Origin of the sequence: Pontiella sulfatireligans, from assembly GCF_900890705.1 — a bacterium.
In the GTDB taxonomy this organism is placed as follows: domain Bacteria; phylum Verrucomicrobiota; class Kiritimatiellia; order Kiritimatiellales; family Pontiellaceae; genus Pontiella; species Pontiella sulfatireligans.
Map to the genome: position 1 here is coordinate 590,123 of NZ_CAAHFH010000003.1, position 15,990 is coordinate 606,112.

Annotated in this window: 12 protein-coding genes; all 12 read right to left on the reverse strand. The window is 57.7% G+C overall.

The window, feature by feature from the left end; all coding sequences use genetic code 11:
• Positions 1–8: 8 nt before the first annotated feature.
• On the reverse strand, positions 9–698 hold the full coding sequence (locus SCARR_RS26905; protein WP_136065646.1) for a cupin domain-containing protein: 690 nt from the start codon (positions 696–698) through the stop codon (positions 9–11).
• A gap of 11 nt (positions 699–709) precedes the next feature.
• Entirely contained in the window at positions 710–4,609 is a 3,900-nt protein-coding gene (locus SCARR_RS26910; RefSeq protein ID WP_136065648.1) for an SUMF1/EgtB/PvdO family nonheme iron enzyme, read from the reverse strand.
• A 1-nt stretch (position 4,610) separates the two neighbouring features.
• Complete coding sequence (locus SCARR_RS26915) at positions 4,611–6,239, reverse strand: sulfatase family protein (protein ID WP_136065650.1); 1,629 nt, start codon at positions 6,237–6,239, stop codon at positions 4,611–4,613.
• A 13-nt stretch (positions 6,240–6,252) separates the two neighbouring features.
• Positions 6,253–7,185, reverse strand: coding sequence for a beta-propeller domain-containing protein (locus SCARR_RS26920; protein ID WP_136065652.1), 933 nt, complete (start codon positions 7,183–7,185; stop codon positions 6,253–6,255).
• Between the two features lie 14 nt (positions 7,186–7,199).
• A complete protein-coding gene (locus SCARR_RS26925; protein WP_168433652.1) occupies positions 7,200–8,762 on the reverse strand; it encodes a sulfatase family protein in 1,563 nt (520 codons plus the stop codon).
• A gap of 153 nt (positions 8,763–8,915) precedes the next feature.
• Positions 8,916–10,391: an FGGY-family carbohydrate kinase gene (locus SCARR_RS26930; protein ID WP_136065656.1), complete on the reverse strand. Its 1,476-nt coding sequence runs from the start codon at positions 10,389–10,391 to the stop codon at positions 8,916–8,918.
• An 11-nt stretch (positions 10,392–10,402) separates the two neighbouring features.
• Positions 10,403–11,668: an MFS transporter gene (locus SCARR_RS26935; RefSeq protein ID WP_136065658.1), complete on the reverse strand. Its 1,266-nt coding sequence runs from the start codon at positions 11,666–11,668 to the stop codon at positions 10,403–10,405.
• A gap of 55 nt (positions 11,669–11,723) precedes the next feature.
• Positions 11,724–12,485 (reverse strand): SDR family NAD(P)-dependent oxidoreductase, encoded by a 762-nt coding sequence (locus SCARR_RS26940; protein ID WP_136065660.1) that lies wholly within the window; start codon positions 12,483–12,485, stop codon positions 11,724–11,726.
• 75 nt (positions 12,486–12,560) lie between these two features.
• Entirely contained in the window at positions 12,561–13,604 is a 1,044-nt protein-coding gene (locus SCARR_RS26945; RefSeq protein ID WP_168433653.1) for an alcohol dehydrogenase catalytic domain-containing protein, read from the reverse strand.
• The gene (gene deoC / locus SCARR_RS26950; protein WP_136065664.1) at positions 13,591–14,277 is read right to left on the reverse strand and encodes a deoxyribose-phosphate aldolase; all 687 of its coding nucleotides are present in this window, start codon (positions 14,275–14,277) and stop codon (positions 13,591–13,593) included. Before deoC ends, SCARR_RS26945 begins: the two co-directional genes overlap by 14 nt.
• A 51-nt stretch (positions 14,278–14,328) precedes the next feature.
• Complete coding sequence (locus SCARR_RS26955) at positions 14,329–15,123, reverse strand: SDR family NAD(P)-dependent oxidoreductase (protein WP_136065666.1); 795 nt, start codon at positions 15,121–15,123, stop codon at positions 14,329–14,331.
• A 40-nt stretch (positions 15,124–15,163) separates the two neighbouring features.
• A complete protein-coding gene (locus SCARR_RS26960; protein ID WP_222846487.1) occupies positions 15,164–15,943 on the reverse strand; it encodes a DeoR/GlpR family DNA-binding transcription regulator in 780 nt (259 codons plus the stop codon).
• Positions 15,944–15,990 lie beyond the last annotated feature (47 nt).

Sequence of the window (15,990 nt, forward strand, 5' to 3'; positions counted from 1 at the left end):
TGCTGCTCCTATCCTTTGAGGAAAAAGTCGTTGATGGATTTGTCGGAATGGCGTACCGCCGAATCGGTGTGCACATTGGCGACTTCGGAGATGATTGCGCCTTCGGTTCCGCCAAACTGCCAATGGCGGGTCTTGACTGCCGCGACCGGCACAAAGATGCCCGGAGTTGCTGGAACGACATGCTTGGTGGTCACCTTGCCGCCCATATGGCACGGGGGAACCACGATTTGCGGATAGTCGGCCAGGTTTTCGTCGCCGATGCCGACGACATAGCTTTTGCCGTAGCGGATGAGCCAGCCTTCGCGCTTGGCTGGATTGCCTTCGCCGTCGAGGTGCCAGTGCTCCGGCAGCATCTGGCCGGGCAGCAGGAAGAGATCCATCAGCATGTAGCGGTCTTCTTCGTGGTTCATGAACATATAGGCCGCGAGTCCCAGCTCGGTGAATTTTCCGGTGTTGTAGTCGCTCACCCAAAGATTCTTGCGGAAGTCCGGGAAAATGGGATAGCCATGGAATTCGCATAGCTTAATGATGGCGTCCTTGCCTTTCTCCACATCGAACTTGCCGTCAGCGGTGTAGAACTCCTCGTTCTTGAACTTTAGCTTCTTCCCGAACAACCCGGCTTCGGCTTTCACGGCCGTTCCCAGCGCGGCGACTCCTGCGCCAACCGCCACTGCCTGCATTGCGCTTCTTCTCTTCATTCCTGTCTCCTTTATTCTTCTATGATGATTCTGAATCCAAGATCCGGCAAGCGGATGTTTTCATTATAACCCCAGCGTGTGGCCGAGGTTGCATCCTTGGGCATGTCCGACCAAGAGCCGCCCTTGACGATGTATTTGCCTTCGCCGCCTTTGGAGGCGGTCCACTCCTCGGCATTGCCGGCCATGTCGTGCAGGCCCCAGGCGTTCGGCTTGTAGCTCTTTACCGGGGCGGTGGCATCAAACTTGTCGTTCACGTTCTCGACATAGGTGAAGTAGAGCGGCGCGTTGCGGCGCATCAGCTCCCCGGAGAAGCGGGCCTTGTCCGACAGGTTGGCGAAAGCGGCAAAGTCGTCGTCTCGGCCGCCGTACCATAGGTCGGAAGCGGTGCCGGCGCGCGCGGCCCATTCCCACTGCTCTTCGGTGGGCAGCGAAACCTTTTTGCCGGTCTCTTTGGAGAGCCAGTCGCAGAAGGCCGCCGCCTTGCCGTGGCTGACGCGTACGGCGGGCTGGGCCTCGGTGTAGAGCGGAACGCCGCGACTCGACTGGTCCTTTTCCGGAAGGTCGGCAAACTTGCTGTCGTGCTGCGGATCGAAGGCCTGCAGCTGCGAGTTCGAAATCTCGGCCACCGACATCCAGAACGGCTTTTTGATTTCCACCACGCGCGGCGTTTCGTTCGGGTAGCCGTTGGCGGCGCCCATCACATACGTGCCAGCGGGAATGCGGACGAACTCGATGCGCTCTTTGCCATCCAGCATTTTCGTGATGGCGCGGTTGCTGTCGTAGCTCTTGGTTTCGCGGCCAGGAGTGCCGAATTCGACGGCCATGGTTTTCTGCCCGCCCTTGGCATCGAACGGCCAGCCTTTCAGTTTAGGCATTTTCAGCTTTTTCTGCTTCTTCGGCTTGATGGGTTTGATGGCCGGTTGCTTAACGAATTCGCGAACCAGGTCCTTGTATTCGTTTTCGGGATCCCAGTCGAGGCCGGCGTATTTTTTCAGGCTGTCGCGGCGCCATTTGACCTGATCGCCGTATTCGTCGTATTGGCCCGGATGGAACGCCGCGTGGAAGGGGACGTTGAGGTCGATCCACATCGTCAGGCGCCGCATGGCCTCGTCGTCGAGCTGAACGCCGTGGTGCCCTTTTTCCAGCATCTGGATCAGCTTGCTGCTCGACGCATGCCACTCCATCGGCACCATCAGCTCCGGATTGCTTTCGGGGCCGTTGCGTCGGACATATTTCTGCAGGATTTCGTAGGAGCGCGAATAGCGCTTGGAATCGAGCATTTCCTCTTCGGAGAAACTGTTGGTCAGGTCGATTTTCTTCCCTTCGCCGTGGCAGGCGATGCAGTATTGATCGAGCAGCGGCTGCACCTCCATCACGAAGGAATACGGCCGCGCCGGGCCATGCCAGGGCTTGATTTCGTGCGGGCGCTGGGTAAAGGCCTGGGTCGGGCGGTTGACAGGCGCCTGGTCGGCGGTTTCGTGGCAGCCGATGCAGGAAAGGTTTTCCCCGGGCTGCGGGTTCATCCAGGTGCGCATCTTCTGAACGGCCATGCCATCCTTGTCGAGTGCGAGGAATGTGATGGGCATCATGGAGGGCACGGTGAACATGGCCGAGCCGTCTTCGTTGACCGGAACTGTGCCGAGCATGTAGCGCGCATCCCAGCCGCTTTCATGGCCGACGTAGCGGTGCGACGCCGCCGATTTGTAGCCATAGTGGAAGGCGTAGATCGCCAGCTCCTTCACGGTGCCGCGCGGGATGCCTTGGAGGCCGGGGCCTTCGTAGATGTCCTGCACATAGAGGGTGCTGGTCTTCGAGTCCTCGCGAACGCGGGACGGGATGACCGGCGGCAGCGGCTTTTTCTTCAGCACCTGCGGCCAAGCCAGAAAGCCGTCGCGCGGCTGATGGATGAGCGTTTTGTTGTCGAACACATCGACGAGGTAGAGCCCCCACGGCGCATACCGGTCCGGCTTCATCATGGCAATATGGTATTCCGCGTCGAGCGGCACGGAATACATGAACTTCGGGTAGTCGTTCGCATAGAGCCGGTCCACCATGACCGCCTCGACCGGCTTTTCCTTGTCGCCGATAAACTGCACGGCGCCATCGGCCTCGCGCCGCCCTTTGGAAACATCGAAAAGGACGAGCGAACCCATGTGGGTGGGCCCATGGTGGCCGGCGACGGTGGCGGTGTAGAGGTTGGGCTTGCCGGGCACTTGCTGCGGATAGAAGAGGGCGGTGGGCCAGACGGAGTTGCTGCCGTAGATTTCGCGCTGGTTGGTGCCGTCGGGATTCATGTTCATCATGATGCGCATGAAATAGTGGGCGGCGTCGGTGTATTCATAGCGAATGTAGAGCACGCGGCCATCCTCCTGCACGGTGGCGTGGTAGGAGTTTTCCTGGTCGACGCCCAGCTGCCGGATTTTTCCGGATTCCGGATTGAGCATATACATGTTGGCGAGCATATGCGAACCGCCCTCGCATGGCAGGCCGGTCATGATGGCGGTGGACATCACGATAATGTTGCCGTCGGGCAGGTAGCACGGATCGAAAAAGTGGTCTTTCGACTCCGGGGTGAGCCGCGTGGTTTCGCCAGACTTCATATCGAGCTCGAAGAGGGCCATCGGCTCTTCGTACGAGCCCATCGAAAAGGCGACGCGTTCGCCGTCCCAATGCAGACGGGCGTTGCTGATCAGCATTTGGTCGTCGTCCGGCGCATAGAGCGGCGTGGTCTGCACATCGCCGCGCAGGTTGGACAGCTTGACGATGCTGCTGTTCCAGCCGATGCGGTTCGGGCTTTGGATATTCTTCACGATGCTGTGGGTGGAGAGGCTCGGCGCCCCGAGCACCGCGCCGGAACCGCCACGTCCGATGCGGCCGGGAAACGGCATCGACGCGAATTCGTCGCGCAGGTTGAGGTGGCCGACTTCGCGCTGAACGGCCAACACTTCCATGTTGTCGAGCAACGGGTTGGCCAGCAACAGCCGGCGGTAGCCCTCCATCAGGGCATCGGCCGCCTGCCCGGCATCCGGCGATCCGGACGCAATCTTTGCAAGCACCGCTTCCTTGCGCTCCGCCAACTTGGGCACCAGGCGACCGAGCTTGTCGAGCACCTTGCGCTCCGGGAATTTACGGTTCATATCGTTCAGGGCGAGCATTATATGGTCGGGGTGCACGCGCTCAATCCGGGCCCTGAGTTCTTCCATTCTGCAATCCGTAAGGTAGAACTGCCGAACGTTTTCTGCATCCGCCCAGCTTCTGGCCTTTTTCGCGGCGGCGGCGGCCTTATCCTTTGCACCGGCCGAGCAGGCGTTGGCATAGGCCTTGGCCATGGCCTGCGGCGTTGTCGGGAACGGCTTGCCGCCCATCGCCTTCAGTTCAAAATAAAACTCGTCCGCCGTGATCCCGTGCTTCTCCAGCAGCGGCACCCATTTCGCGGAATAGATTTGGATGCCCGGCATGATGTATTTCTTGATGATTTTGCTAATCGTTTCTTTTTCTGCCACCCAGACCTGGAAACCTCCTGCCCATGAATTGATCTGGATGGCATCCGCGTCCAGCATGTTCTTGGAAAGCTTGATGACTGAATATTCGCCGGACGACATGCGATAGTCGTTGCCCAGTTTGCCGTCGCGGACGGCATGGTATTTTCCGTTGGTCTTTTTTCCCCGATGCACGGGCAAAACGAGGATCTGCGGATTGTCGAACTGCGAGCAGTCGATCAGGCAGCTACGATCATTGATGTCAAAAAAGCGCCACTTCATCCCGTCGGCACCACCATCCTGAAAGGCCTGTTCGGTTAAGGCCGACACGGCCTTCTGCTCCTCGGCCATCTCCTTGAGGAACGCGGCGTTGCCGAAAGCGGAACAGGCCATGACCACCAGTCCCAGTGATAAAGCGGTCTTCTTCTGCATCTTATTTGCCTTCCTTCTTCGCACGCATGGCATGGGAAATTTCAACCGCCTTGGCGCGGTCTTTGGCATCGTAGTCCCAGAAGTCGTCGATCACCTTGTTGAGCGCAAACTTCGGATCGTCCTCGCCCAGCTCGGCGCGGCGCGCCTTGAGCTGCTTCTTCAGCTTTTCAATCACGCCGGCATATTCCGGGTTGTCGTAGATATTGTTGTCTTCGCTTGGATCGTTCTTCAAGTCATACAGCTCCCAGCCCGGCGGGGTGTCGGGGGTGGACTCGCCCTTCCAGCCCGTGCCATAGAACATGATCAGTTTGTAGCGCTTGGTGCGGATCGCGATGTGCCCGGGATTGTCGTGGTGCGCCATGTGCATCCAGTAGTGGTAGTAGGCGGCCTTTTTCGAACCCGTGCCTTCCTTGCCGGTTTCGAGAATCGACTTGAAGCTTTGGCCGTGCATGTAGTCCGGCGTCTTGACGCCGGCAAAGTCGAGCATGGTCGGGGCATAGTCGATGTTTTCCACGATGGCGTCGGAGCGGCCGGTTTTGACGGACTTGGGATAGCGCACGATGAACGGCATGCGCATCGACTCTTCATACGCCCATCGCTTGTCCATATAGTCGTGCTCGCCGAGCCAGAAGCCCTGGTCGCCGGTGTACATGATCACCGTGTTGTCGTAGAGCCCTTCGGCTTTCAAATAATCAATAACGCGCTTGAGGTTGTCGTCCACGCCCTTGACGCAGCGCAGGTAGGCCTTCATGTAGCCTTGGTAGGCATCGCCGATAATTTCTTCATCGCTCCTGCTCTGATCCAGATCCTTTACCCACAGGCCGCTCTTCGTATAGTTGCGCCGCGGATTGCGCCGGCCGATGGAGGTTCCAATGTAGGGAACCAGTTCATCGTTGTCGCCGCGCGTGGCGATCGAACCGTGGTTCTTGCGGTCGCGCATGTTGTCCGGTTCGGGGATTTCAACATTGGCGAGATAGGATTCGTAGCGCGGCGCATATTCAAACATGTCGTGCGGCGCCTTGAAGTGCAGCTTCAGGAAAAACGGCTGCTTCGGGTCGCGCTTTGTCTTGAACCATTCCAGCGCCGAGTCCGCAATGCAGTCTGAGGAATGCCCTTTCATCTGGACGGCATCCGGGCCAAAACTCTTTCTTCGAGCCTCAATCGTACCGGTTTTCCCCGTCTCGTAGAAAATGGGATCAAAATAGAAGCCTTGTCCCGGCAGCACCTTGTAATAGTCGAACGTCGAGGGCCGCTCCTTCAAGTGCCATTTTCCAATGACCGCAGTCTGGTAGCCCGCTTTTTTCATTTCCATGGACAGATATTGGCGCTCCGGCGGCAGCTTTTCGCCCAGCGTAATGCAGCCGTTCACGGCGGCGCTCTGGCCGGTCATGATGGCGGCGCGGCTCGGCGTGCAGATCGCATTCTGGCAAAACGCGTTTTCCATCACCATGCCTTCGTTGGCAATGGAATCGATGGTCGGCGTGGGATTCAGCTTAGCCAGTCGGCTGTTGTAGACGCCCACCGCCTGCGACGTGTGGTCGTCCGACATGATGAATAAAACATTGGGTTTAGCGGCGTGGCTAAGTCCCACGCTGGCCAGCAGTAAAAATGTCGCGATTATTTTAGTCATAATATGTATTTCCCTATTTTAAAACCGTGCCCGCATATACGTCGCCGCCCACGTCCATAATTTGGACATTGCCCATGTTTCCGCCGGGCGTGTAGAGCTTCCAAACCACCTTCTTGCCGGGGGTTGTCTCATAAAGCATCGGCGCGGTTTTATCCGTGTGCTTGCCGTGCCAGACATTGCTCACCACCGTGTTGCCGTTCGGCAGGCGCTGCAACCCGCAGACCATATTCAGATGAAAGGGCAGGTCGTCCTTCGCCAGCTGCCAGACGACTTTGCCGGTCGCATCGTACTCCACAACCGGCAGGTCGCCTTTGCCGCTCGTCAAGGTGTTGCCGTTCGGCAGGCGCATCGCCACAAAGCCCCCGGTCGGGAAAGTGCGCAGCAGCTTGCCGCCGGCATCCCATTCGTAGGTTTTGTTCTCGCACATCATCGCACCGACATAGGTGCCCGCAGGCGACTTGCGCACCTGGCGGAAAGCATGGTGGTAGTTCGGGGATTCTTCCGCCACTTTCACGCGCTTGAACTCTTTGCCGTTTTTATCCAGCTCAACCATCCAGAGTCCGTCCTTCGCGCACTCGCCCATCAAAAATCCGCCGTGCGGCAGCGGCTGGCAGGAATGGTTGTCGCGCCCCGCCGGAACCAAATGCGTCCAGACGACTTTTTGGTTTTTGTCGATGCGAATGACGCCGGCTTCACCCTGCTTGCGGCGCGAAAAACTGTAGACCGCTCCGCCGTCCGGCAGCGCCCATGCGTCGCTCAGCTCGTCCTTGCACGGAACCTTCCACTCCGACTTGCCGTCGGCGTCGAACACCTCCACGCCGCCCGATTGCCAGCCCGCGCGCAGAAAGCGGTGCTTCACACTCCCCTCAACCTTGCACTGTGCAAATGCGGAACTGGTCACGGCCAGCGTGGCAATAATACTTAGGATGGATTTTGGTCGTTTCATGTTTGCCCCCAATTCTATTTGCGCGGCACATTGCTGGAGCCGTCGGTGCCCAGTTCCTTGTTGCCGCGGATGGTGTTCAACAAGCGGTAGAGTTCCTGTTCTTTCTTGAGAGACTTGGGCGACGGGTCGCTCAGCAGGTTGACACGTTCGCCGGGATCTTTTTTCAGATTGAACAGCTGGCGCGGCGTTCCACGGAGCGTACCGATCGTGAGGGTTTCTTTATTGTCCGCATCGCAGGTTTTCCTGTTGCCGCCTCCGCCGGTTCCATCGATCAGCTTCCATTCTCCAGTTTTATCGACGATTGCAAACTGTCCTTTAGACGAGTGCTGGATGAATCCGGCGCGGCGTGCCGCGGGCATCGGCTTGCCGGCCAGTACCGGCATAAAGCTTTCGGCGTCGGGTGCTTCGTCCGCGCCCAGTTTGTATCCGAGCGCATCTGCCATCGTCGCCACAAAATCGCCCTGCCAGCAGGGATGGTCGGTCGTGCCCGGCTTCACCTGGCCCGGCCAGCGCACCATGAACGGAACGCGGGTGCCGCCCTCGTAGCTGTCGCGTTTGCGTCCCGCCCAAGGGCCATTCGCATCGTGATTCATTTTGAGGCTGGAAGTATAGGCGGCGTTTTCCGGGCCGTTGTCGCTGGTGATGAATACGATTGTGTTGGCCGCCAGGCTCTTCGGATTGTTCGGATCGCCCAGCGCCTTCAGGATTTCGCCGGTGTAGTGGTCGGCCTGCACCACATAGTCGCCGTAAACCCATCCAGCGCTTCCCTCGAACTGCTTCTGAACAGTATGCGGCGCATGCGGCGCGGGCATCGGCACATAGATGAAGAACGGCTTTCCGTCCTTTTCCCGCGCACCGATGACATCGGAAACCTTTTGCGCCTGAACTTGGAGATAGTCGGCGAAAACAAACGTCGGATCGTTCACGCCGGGACGCCCATGCCGCTTGCCTTCGGCCAAGTCGGAATTCTTGGCGATACGCGCTTGGCTGAAGTCGACTTTGCCGTCCTTGACGATTCCGCCCTTTGTCAGCATGTGTACCTCGTTGTTTTTCGATTCAAGCCAGGCATAGGGAGGCATGTCGAGCGAGGCCGGGGTTCCAAAATAGTAGTCAAATCCGCCTCGATGATACGGCGTATCCAAAACAGGCTTTGAAAAATCGATCTGATTTTTTTTCAGCACGCTCGCCGTGTTGCCCAGATCCACCGGCTTTCCGTCTGGACTGAAAAACTGCATGCCGATGTGCCATTTGCCGACCATAGCCGTCTTGTATCCCTGCTGCTGGAACATCTTGCCAATGGTAAACCGGTCGGCGCTCAAGAACGTTTTGCTGTAGCCGCCGGTCACGCCTTTCTTCAGGGAAGTGCGCCAGGAATAGTGCCCCGTCATCAGCGAATAGCGCGACGGCGAGCAGACGCCGTCTGCGGAATGGCCGTTGGTGAAGCGCAGCGCGCCTTCCGCAAACGAATCAAGGTTCGGCGTCAGGCTTTTTGGGTTCGATGGAAAGTTCGCGCCAAAATCGCCATAGCCCATGTCATCATAATAGATCAACAGCACGTTCGGCTTTGTCGCATCCATGTTCCCCGCAAAGCAGGAAACTGCAAACACGCTCAGCAGTAGGGATTTCCACCACGGAGGCACGGAGGCACAGAGTTTATTAAATTTCCATTCCTCCGTGTCTCCGTGACTCCGTGGTGAAAAAATACGTTTGTTCAATTCTAGTTTCATTGTTTATCTCCAGATGGCGTCGAGGGTCTCGACGGCTTTTTTGTAACGCGCATATTTTTCGGCATAGATCGCGGCTTTGGCCGGATCAGGATCGTGGCGGCGGGCGATGCGGGTCATCGCCTTCGCCGCTTCCGGGAAATCTTCATAGACGCCCGCCGCAACCGCGGCGGCCATGGCCGCGCCGAGGGCGCCGAGTTCCGTACCCGCCGGAATCTCGACCGGAATCTGGAAGCAGTCGGCAAACATTTGCACCCACACCTCGCTGCGCGCCGCGCCGCCGGTAAAGCGAATGCATTCCGGCTTGTCGCGGAACTGCAACAGACGTTGCAGATGGTGGTTGTGCGAAAAAACAACGCCTTCGTAGACCGCGCGCATCATATCCTCGCGGGTATGTCGGCCTTCCAGTCCCAGGAAACTCGACTTGGCGGCCGATTTTTCGTTCGTCCCATAGAGGAAGGGCAGGAAAACAATTTCATTGGCGGCGGGCTCAATCGCGCCCACCGCCTCGTCGCACGCCTTGAGATCCGGTTCGTCGAAGAAACGGTTTACGAACCATTGCAGGTTGCTGGCGGAGGTCGGACTGCCTTCGAGCATCAGGTACCAGCCGGGAATGCTGTAGCATGAGGTCATGAATAGTTCTTTATCGATCAGCGGTTCCTTCGCAATATATTGATTGTTGCCCCATGTGCCTGCTACGAGCGACATCTGCCCCGCATCCACAATCCCCGACGCCAATCCGCAGGCATCGATATCAAACATGCCGCCCGCCACCGGCGTGCCTTCAGCCAAACCGGTCAGCGCCGCCGCATCGGCGGTCACCTTGCCGCAAACATCGTGCGACTTTTTGAGCGGAGGAAGCAGGCGCTTCATGTCGGAGAGGCCGAAAAGTTCAAGCACCTCGTCGTCGTATTCGCCGGTCACGACATTCATCAGGCTAGAGCCCGACATGTCGGTCAGCTCCATCCAGATTTCACCGGTCAGCTGCGTGCGGATATAGTCCTTGGCAAACTGAACCGCGCTTGCCTTGGCTAGCGTTTCCGGTTCGTTGTCGCGCAGCCACGCCAGCAAGGCGTTAGGCTGCGCCGGCCAGAGGCATTGCGTGGTTTTGGGCAGCACCTTTTCATCCACGCCATCGGCCATCCAGCGTTCAATGTAGCTCGCGGCGCGGCTATCGGTGGAGTTGATCGAATTGCGCACCGGTTTGCCTTCAGCATCGATCAGGTAAAGCCCGTTGCCGTGGCCGGTGCATGCGACGGCGGCAATCTCCTTTGGATCAAGATTTGATTTTTCAACCACTTCCCGAATGGCGGACGCCGTTCGTTCCCATACGCCGGTGGCGTCGCGCTCCGACCAACCGGGATGAAGTTCGAACGATTGCACGTTGCGGGAAGCACATGCGACTTCCTTGCCTGCCGTTGTGAACAGCGCGGCTTTCGACATCGTGCCGCCATTGTCGATTCCCAATAAATATTTAGACATGGTGGATTCTCCTAAACCTCAACGGCATCCTTGGCTGTTTCGGAATCTTCCGCCAGTTCTTCGCCGCTTTCCGGCTCGATTTTTTCTCGGAACAGCACGAGGAAAATCACGACCAGCAGGAACGAAAAGACAGTGGTCACGCCCCAGATGGCGTTCCAATTGTACGTCAGCGCTTCCGCCGCCTTGGTGGTGTATTTATCGATGAGCCAACCGTTGAAATAGTTGCCGATCAATAGGCCGGTGCCGAACGATGCGAGGAAGATGAATCCCTGTGCCTGCGCCTGCAGTGCCGCCGGGGCTTTCTTGTTGATGTAGATCTGGCCGCCGACAAAGAAGAAGCCAAAGATGATGCCGTGCACCAGGATGGCGACATAGTAGAGCCACGGCATGTCGAACTTGCCGCCGCAATAGAACGCCACGTAACGAATAAGCAGCGCAACCAGCCCCACCATCATCGCCCATTTCACACCCATCTTCTTGAGCGCCAAGGTAACCATGAGCATGAAGAACATTTCGGCAAACTGGCCGAGGTTCATCGTGGCGGTCAGCTGCGTGAAGCCCATCGCCTGCAGAAAAGTGGAGCCGTACGACCAGTAGATCGAAAACGGAATCATCACCAGCATGGTAACCAGCACGAAGACCGCAAAGTTTTTGTCCTTCATCAGGCTGAACGAACGCAGGCCAAGCGCATCAATGACCGAACCCTTTTCTCCCTTGGCCGGCGGCGGGGTTTTCGGCAGCAGCAGCGCAATGAACGCTCCAACAAAACCGATTCCGGCTCCGCAATAAAGCGGCAGCGCCGTTCCATCGAACACTTCGACCCCCAAGCCCTTCACGGCAACGAGGCTGAAGACCGCTGCGCACACCCAGCCAATGGAACCAAACACGCGAATCTGAGGAAACTGTTCCGCCGGACTGTTGGCCATGGCAATCGAACTGGTCAGTGCCCAGGTCGGCATGTAGCAAAGCATGGCAATCAACAGGAAGGTAAACAGCATCCCGAATGAAGCCGTCTTCGCCGCTAGAAACAGGAAGGCCGCACTTATGAGGTTCAGCACCAGCAGCACCTTTTCGCTGTTGAAATGCCGGTCGGCCACCATGCCGATAATCGGCGCCGCCATGCAGCCAAAGGCCATGGTGCTCAGAATGGTTGATTTCTGTGTTCCGCCAATTCCAATGTTGTCGAGGTATGCGCCCAACGGCACCCACCACACAGCAAACATCATGAACTGCAAAAACATCATTGCGCTAAGCTTGATTCTCGTTCCTATCGGCATTGCTTGCTCCTTTTCTGGATTCCTTCTTCTGAACACGGTCTTCCGGCTGCTGCCTCTACCTCATCATCATGCCGCCCGTGGCATCGAGCGTGGTGCCGGTCATGTAGGCGGCGGCATCCGAGGCGAGGAATGTGACAATCGATGCAATCTCCTCCGGTTCGGCGATCCGGTAAAGCGGGATGCGCGCGAGGTAGGAATCGAGTTTGGTTTCGAGGTTTTTCTTCACCATCTCGGTCTTCACCAGACCCGGTGCGACGGCGTTCACATTGATGCCCTTTGGCGCCACTTCGCGGGCGATCGCGCGGGTCATCGAAACCATTGCGCCTTTCGAGCTGTCGTACGGCAGGTGGCCGGACGTCGAACCGAGGAAGGCGGCCTGCGAAGCCACATTAACAATCTTGCCTTTCACTTCGCGTTCCAGCCAACGCTTAACCATTTCGCGGCTGATAATGAAACACCCCGTCACGTTGACCGAAAAGGTAAATTCCCACTCTTCCTTCGTGTAGGAGGTGAGGGGGCCGCTCGGGCAATAGGCGGCGTTGTTGACGAGGATGCCGATTTCGCCAATCGCTTCTTCGCACTGGGCAATCATGTCGAAGATATCCTGCTCCTCGGCCAAGTTGCCCTTGAGCGCAACGGCCTTGACACCGAACTGCTCGGCCAATTCCTTCGCCAACTCCTCCGCCTCGGCGGCGCTGCTGTTGTAGTTGATCCCAACGTTCACGCCTTCTTCCGCAAGGTCGCGGCAGATAGCGGTGCCAATCCCTCGCGAGCCGCCAGTGACAAGTGCTGTTTTACTTTTAATATTTAACTTCATCTCGTTTCCCTCTGTTTTTACGCAACGAGTAATTCGTAACTAAAGCAAATTACGCAACTCGTTAAGAATTACGCGTTAGGGCGTCAGCACAACGCGCAATGATTCCCCGCTCTTCATTAGTTCGTAGGCCTCGAAGATTCCCTCCAACGGCAGCATGTGCGTGGCGAGCAGATCGGCGCGCAGCGTGCCGCCCGCAATCATTTCGACCGCTTTCGCGACGTGCGCCGGTGTGGAGTCACTAGAACCGACGAGTTTGATTTCGCCATAGTGGACAAGGCGGCTGTCAATGTTCAGCATGCTTTTACCGACCGGCAGCGAGGCGAACAGGCAGACCGTGCCCTGCTTCCGAACCAAGAAAAGCGCCTGTTCCTGAGGCGACGCCGCCGGAGCGGCCACGATAACCACATCCGCACCAATGCCATCGGTTTCGTCCTTCACGATTTGTTCCAGATCCTGTTCTGCCGGGTTGACCAGCAGATCGGCGAACGGGCCGCACTGCGATAAACGGGCAGGATTGATTTCCGCCATAATGATTTTCCCGGCGCCCATTTCGCGGGCAGCGCAGGCGTTCAGGATGCCCATCGGCCCCGCACCAATCACGACGACCGAGTCGCCTTCCTGGATATTGCAGTTTTCGCACGAGTTGACCGCGCAGCTGAGCGGTTCGGCCAGCGCAGCGTGTTCAGCTTTTACAGATGCCGGGACTTTGATGACGTGGCCGTTTTGGATGGCGCGGGCCGGAATGACAATGTATTCCGCCATGCCGCCTTCATAGGAAAAACCCATCGGCGCCAGCTCGGCGCAGAGGTTGTTGTGGCCCTTTTTGCAGTAGAAGCATTCGCCGCAAGAAACCGACGTGGCCATCACAATGCGCTCGCCGACGGCAAAACCTTCGACGGACGCTCCGACATTTTCAATGATGCCGGTAAATTCGTGCCCCATGATGCGCGGCGCCTGGATGCGCGGATTGCCGACAATCATCGACTTGAGGTCGGTGCCGCATACGGCGCAGGCATCGACCTTGACCAGCAGCTCGTCCGCACCGTTTTCCGGCATGGCGACCTGCTCGACCCGGATGTCGCCGGGCGCGTAGTAGACCACTCCTTTAATAGTCGCCATCTGCAGTGCCTCCATCGAGTACGGCAACGGTGGAGCCAACGCCGAGGCGGTCGGCACCCTGCTCCAGATAGGCCACGGCCGTTTCCCAGTCGCGGATGCCGCCGGACGGCTTGACTTCCATCTTGTCGCCCACGGTCTTGATCATGACAGCGATAATATCCGGTGTGGCGGGGGTGGTGTTGAATCCGGTGGAGGTCTTTACGAAATCGGCGCCGGCTTCATAGGAAAGCTCGCAGGCCTTGGCGATCTGTTCCATGGTCAGGAAGCCGCTTTCTTGAATAACCTTCACTTTCACGCCGCTGGCATGCGCCACGTCGACAACGGCCTTGATGTCTTCGCGGACGGCGTCGTAGTTGCCGGAAAGAAACTGGCCAATGTTCATGACCATGTCGATTTCCTGCACGCCGTCTTCAATCGCCTGCTTGGCTTGGAACGCCTTGACCGGCGCGGCATCCGCACCGTGCGGAAAGCTCAGCACGCACGAAACCATGACGGGCGAATCCTTCAGCAGCTCGGCGGTCAGCTTCACGTCGCACGGGCGAACGCACATGCTCGCAACGCCGCGCTCAATGCACATCGCCGCGTTTTCACGGACGTCAGCTTCGGTTTGGTCGGGTTTCAAAACCGCGTGATCAATCTTTGAGGCAACTTCGGCAACTGTGTATTTGCTCATTCTTTAAATCTCCGTTTCTTCAAGTTTCAAATTTCAGGTTTCAAGTTTCCGCTAATGCATTTCCCTACCGCCGGTAATGTTCACGGCTTGGCCGGTCATGTAGGCGGCGGCGTCGGAGCAGAGGTAGCAGGTGAGGTTTGAAACGTCGCTGACATAGGCCAGGCGCCCCAGCGGCACTTTGGCGGTGAAGGATTTCACGACCTCTTCGCGGGAAGCATCCATGTTCTTGATGTAGTCGGCCGAGACCTTGTCCCACACGCCGGAGTTGTCGGTGATGCCTGGGCATACGCAGTTGACGTTGATGTTGCTCTTGGCCAGCTCGAAGGCGAGGCCCTGCGTGAAGGCAATGATCGCGCCCTTGGCGGCGGAATACGGAACCATCAGCGCCGAGCCGGTTTTCCCGGACTTGGAGGAATAGTTCAGGATCTTTCCGTAGTTGTTCGCCTTCATCAGCGGCACAACATGCTTCACGAAAAAGAACGATCCCTTGCAATTGACCGCAAACGCGAATTCCCACTCGTCTTCGGTGACGTTTTCAATGTTGTTGCCGTCGCCCGCGCTGCCGGCCACGTTGACGAGGATGTCGATCTTGCCGCCGAGGAATTCCTTGGCCGCTTCAACCACCGCAACCACTTGGTCTTCCTTCGTGATATTGGCTTCAAGCCCCTTGCATTCCTGCCCTGCGGCAGAAATCTCAGCAGCCGCAACATCGATCGCGTCCTGCTTGAGGTCGGTGATGAACACCTTTGCGCCATACGTGGCCATGTCCACGGCAACCTGTTTTCCGATCGCACCCGCCGCGCCGGTAATCAGCGCAGTCTTTCCTGTAAAATCTACCATTCCCATTTTTTGTTTTCCTTTACGTTAAGTTTGCTTGTTCAATTTACTAAACCAGTTCCACCGACAGGCCGAATTCCTCCAGCGCCTTGCTGGCTGAAGAGGGCAGTCCGGTATCGGTGATGATGCCGTCGAGAACGTCGAGTCCCATGATGTGTGCAAAACCGGCGCGGCCATATTTAGAGGAGTCCGCCAAGAGCAGGCTTTGCTCCGACCGAGAGGCGGCCATTTTCACAATCTCAGCCACCTCCACAAAATCGGCCGTGATGCCTGTGCCCAGCGAAAAGCCATCCGCCCCCAAGAAGGCCTTCTGAACATGGAAGCGCGTGAGACCCTGAATCGCTTCCGGCCCCAGAATCGCCTCGGCTGACGGGCGGAACTCCCCGGCCACGACGGTCAGGCGGATGGAGGGATTGATGCGCGCCTGCGGATAGATCAGCGTCGAGTTGGTGACAATGTGGATGTCGCGCTTGCCGAGGAGATATTTCACCATCAGCGGCGTTGTGGTTCCGGCAACAATCATAATGTTGTCGCCATCCTCCACATGGGAGGCAGCGGCTTTCGCAATGCGCTCCTTTTCTTCGACCATGTGCTTCTGGCGTTCGAGAATGGACGGATGAAACGCCGGAAATGCGCCTCCGCGGGTACGAACCACCAACCCTTTGTCGGCCAACGTCTTCAGGTCGCTACGGATGGTTACGGCCGAAACTTCCAGCATTTCGCTGATTTCCGTCACCGTTTTCCCGCTGTCTTCCGACAAAATCCGAAGGATTTCCTTTTCCCTGCCCAGCATCTGAACCATCGCGCACGCCTTTCGTGATTCTTTCATTTCTCTTTTTGAATTGCTTCGTTCTACCCACTAAACGTCTTCGATTC

Coding starts and splice junctions, on each gene's coding strand:
- SCARR_RS26905 (WP_136065646.1), bottom strand. CDS start 698: ATGAAGAGAAGAAGCGCAATGCAGGCAGTGGCGGTTGGCGCAGGAGTC.
- SCARR_RS26955 (WP_136065666.1), bottom strand. CDS start 15,123: ATGGGAATGGTAGATTTTACAGGAAAGACTGCGCTGATTACCGGCGCG.
- SCARR_RS26935 (WP_136065658.1), bottom strand. CDS start 11,668: ATGCCGATAGGAACGAGAATCAAGCTTAGCGCAATGATGTTTTTGCAG.
- SCARR_RS26930 (WP_136065656.1), bottom strand. CDS start 10,391: ATGTCTAAATATTTATTGGGAATCGACAATGGCGGCACGATGTCGAAA.
- SCARR_RS26940 (WP_136065660.1), bottom strand. CDS start 12,485: ATGAAGTTAAATATTAAAAGTAAAACAGCACTTGTCACTGGCGGCTCG.
- SCARR_RS26915 (WP_136065650.1), bottom strand. CDS start 6,239: ATGACTAAAATAATCGCGACATTTTTACTGCTGGCCAGCGTGGGACTT.
- deoC (WP_136065664.1), bottom strand. CDS start 14,277: ATGAGCAAATACACAGTTGCCGAAGTTGCCTCAAAGATTGATCACGCG.
- SCARR_RS26920 (WP_136065652.1), bottom strand. CDS start 7,185: ATGAAACGACCAAAATCCATCCTAAGTATTATTGCCACGCTGGCCGTG.
- SCARR_RS26925 (WP_168433652.1), bottom strand. CDS start 8,762: ATGGATGCGACAAAGCCGAACGTGCTGTTGATCTATTATGATGACATG.
- SCARR_RS26960 (WP_222846487.1), bottom strand. CDS start 15,943: ATGAAAGAATCACGAAAGGCGTGCGCGATGGTTCAGATGCTGGGCAGG.
- SCARR_RS26945 (WP_168433653.1), bottom strand. CDS start 13,604: ATGGCGACTATTAAAGGAGTGGTCTACTACGCGCCCGGCGACATCCGG.
- SCARR_RS26910 (WP_136065648.1), bottom strand. CDS start 4,609: ATGCAGAAGAAGACCGCTTTATCACTGGGACTGGTGGTCATGGCCTGT.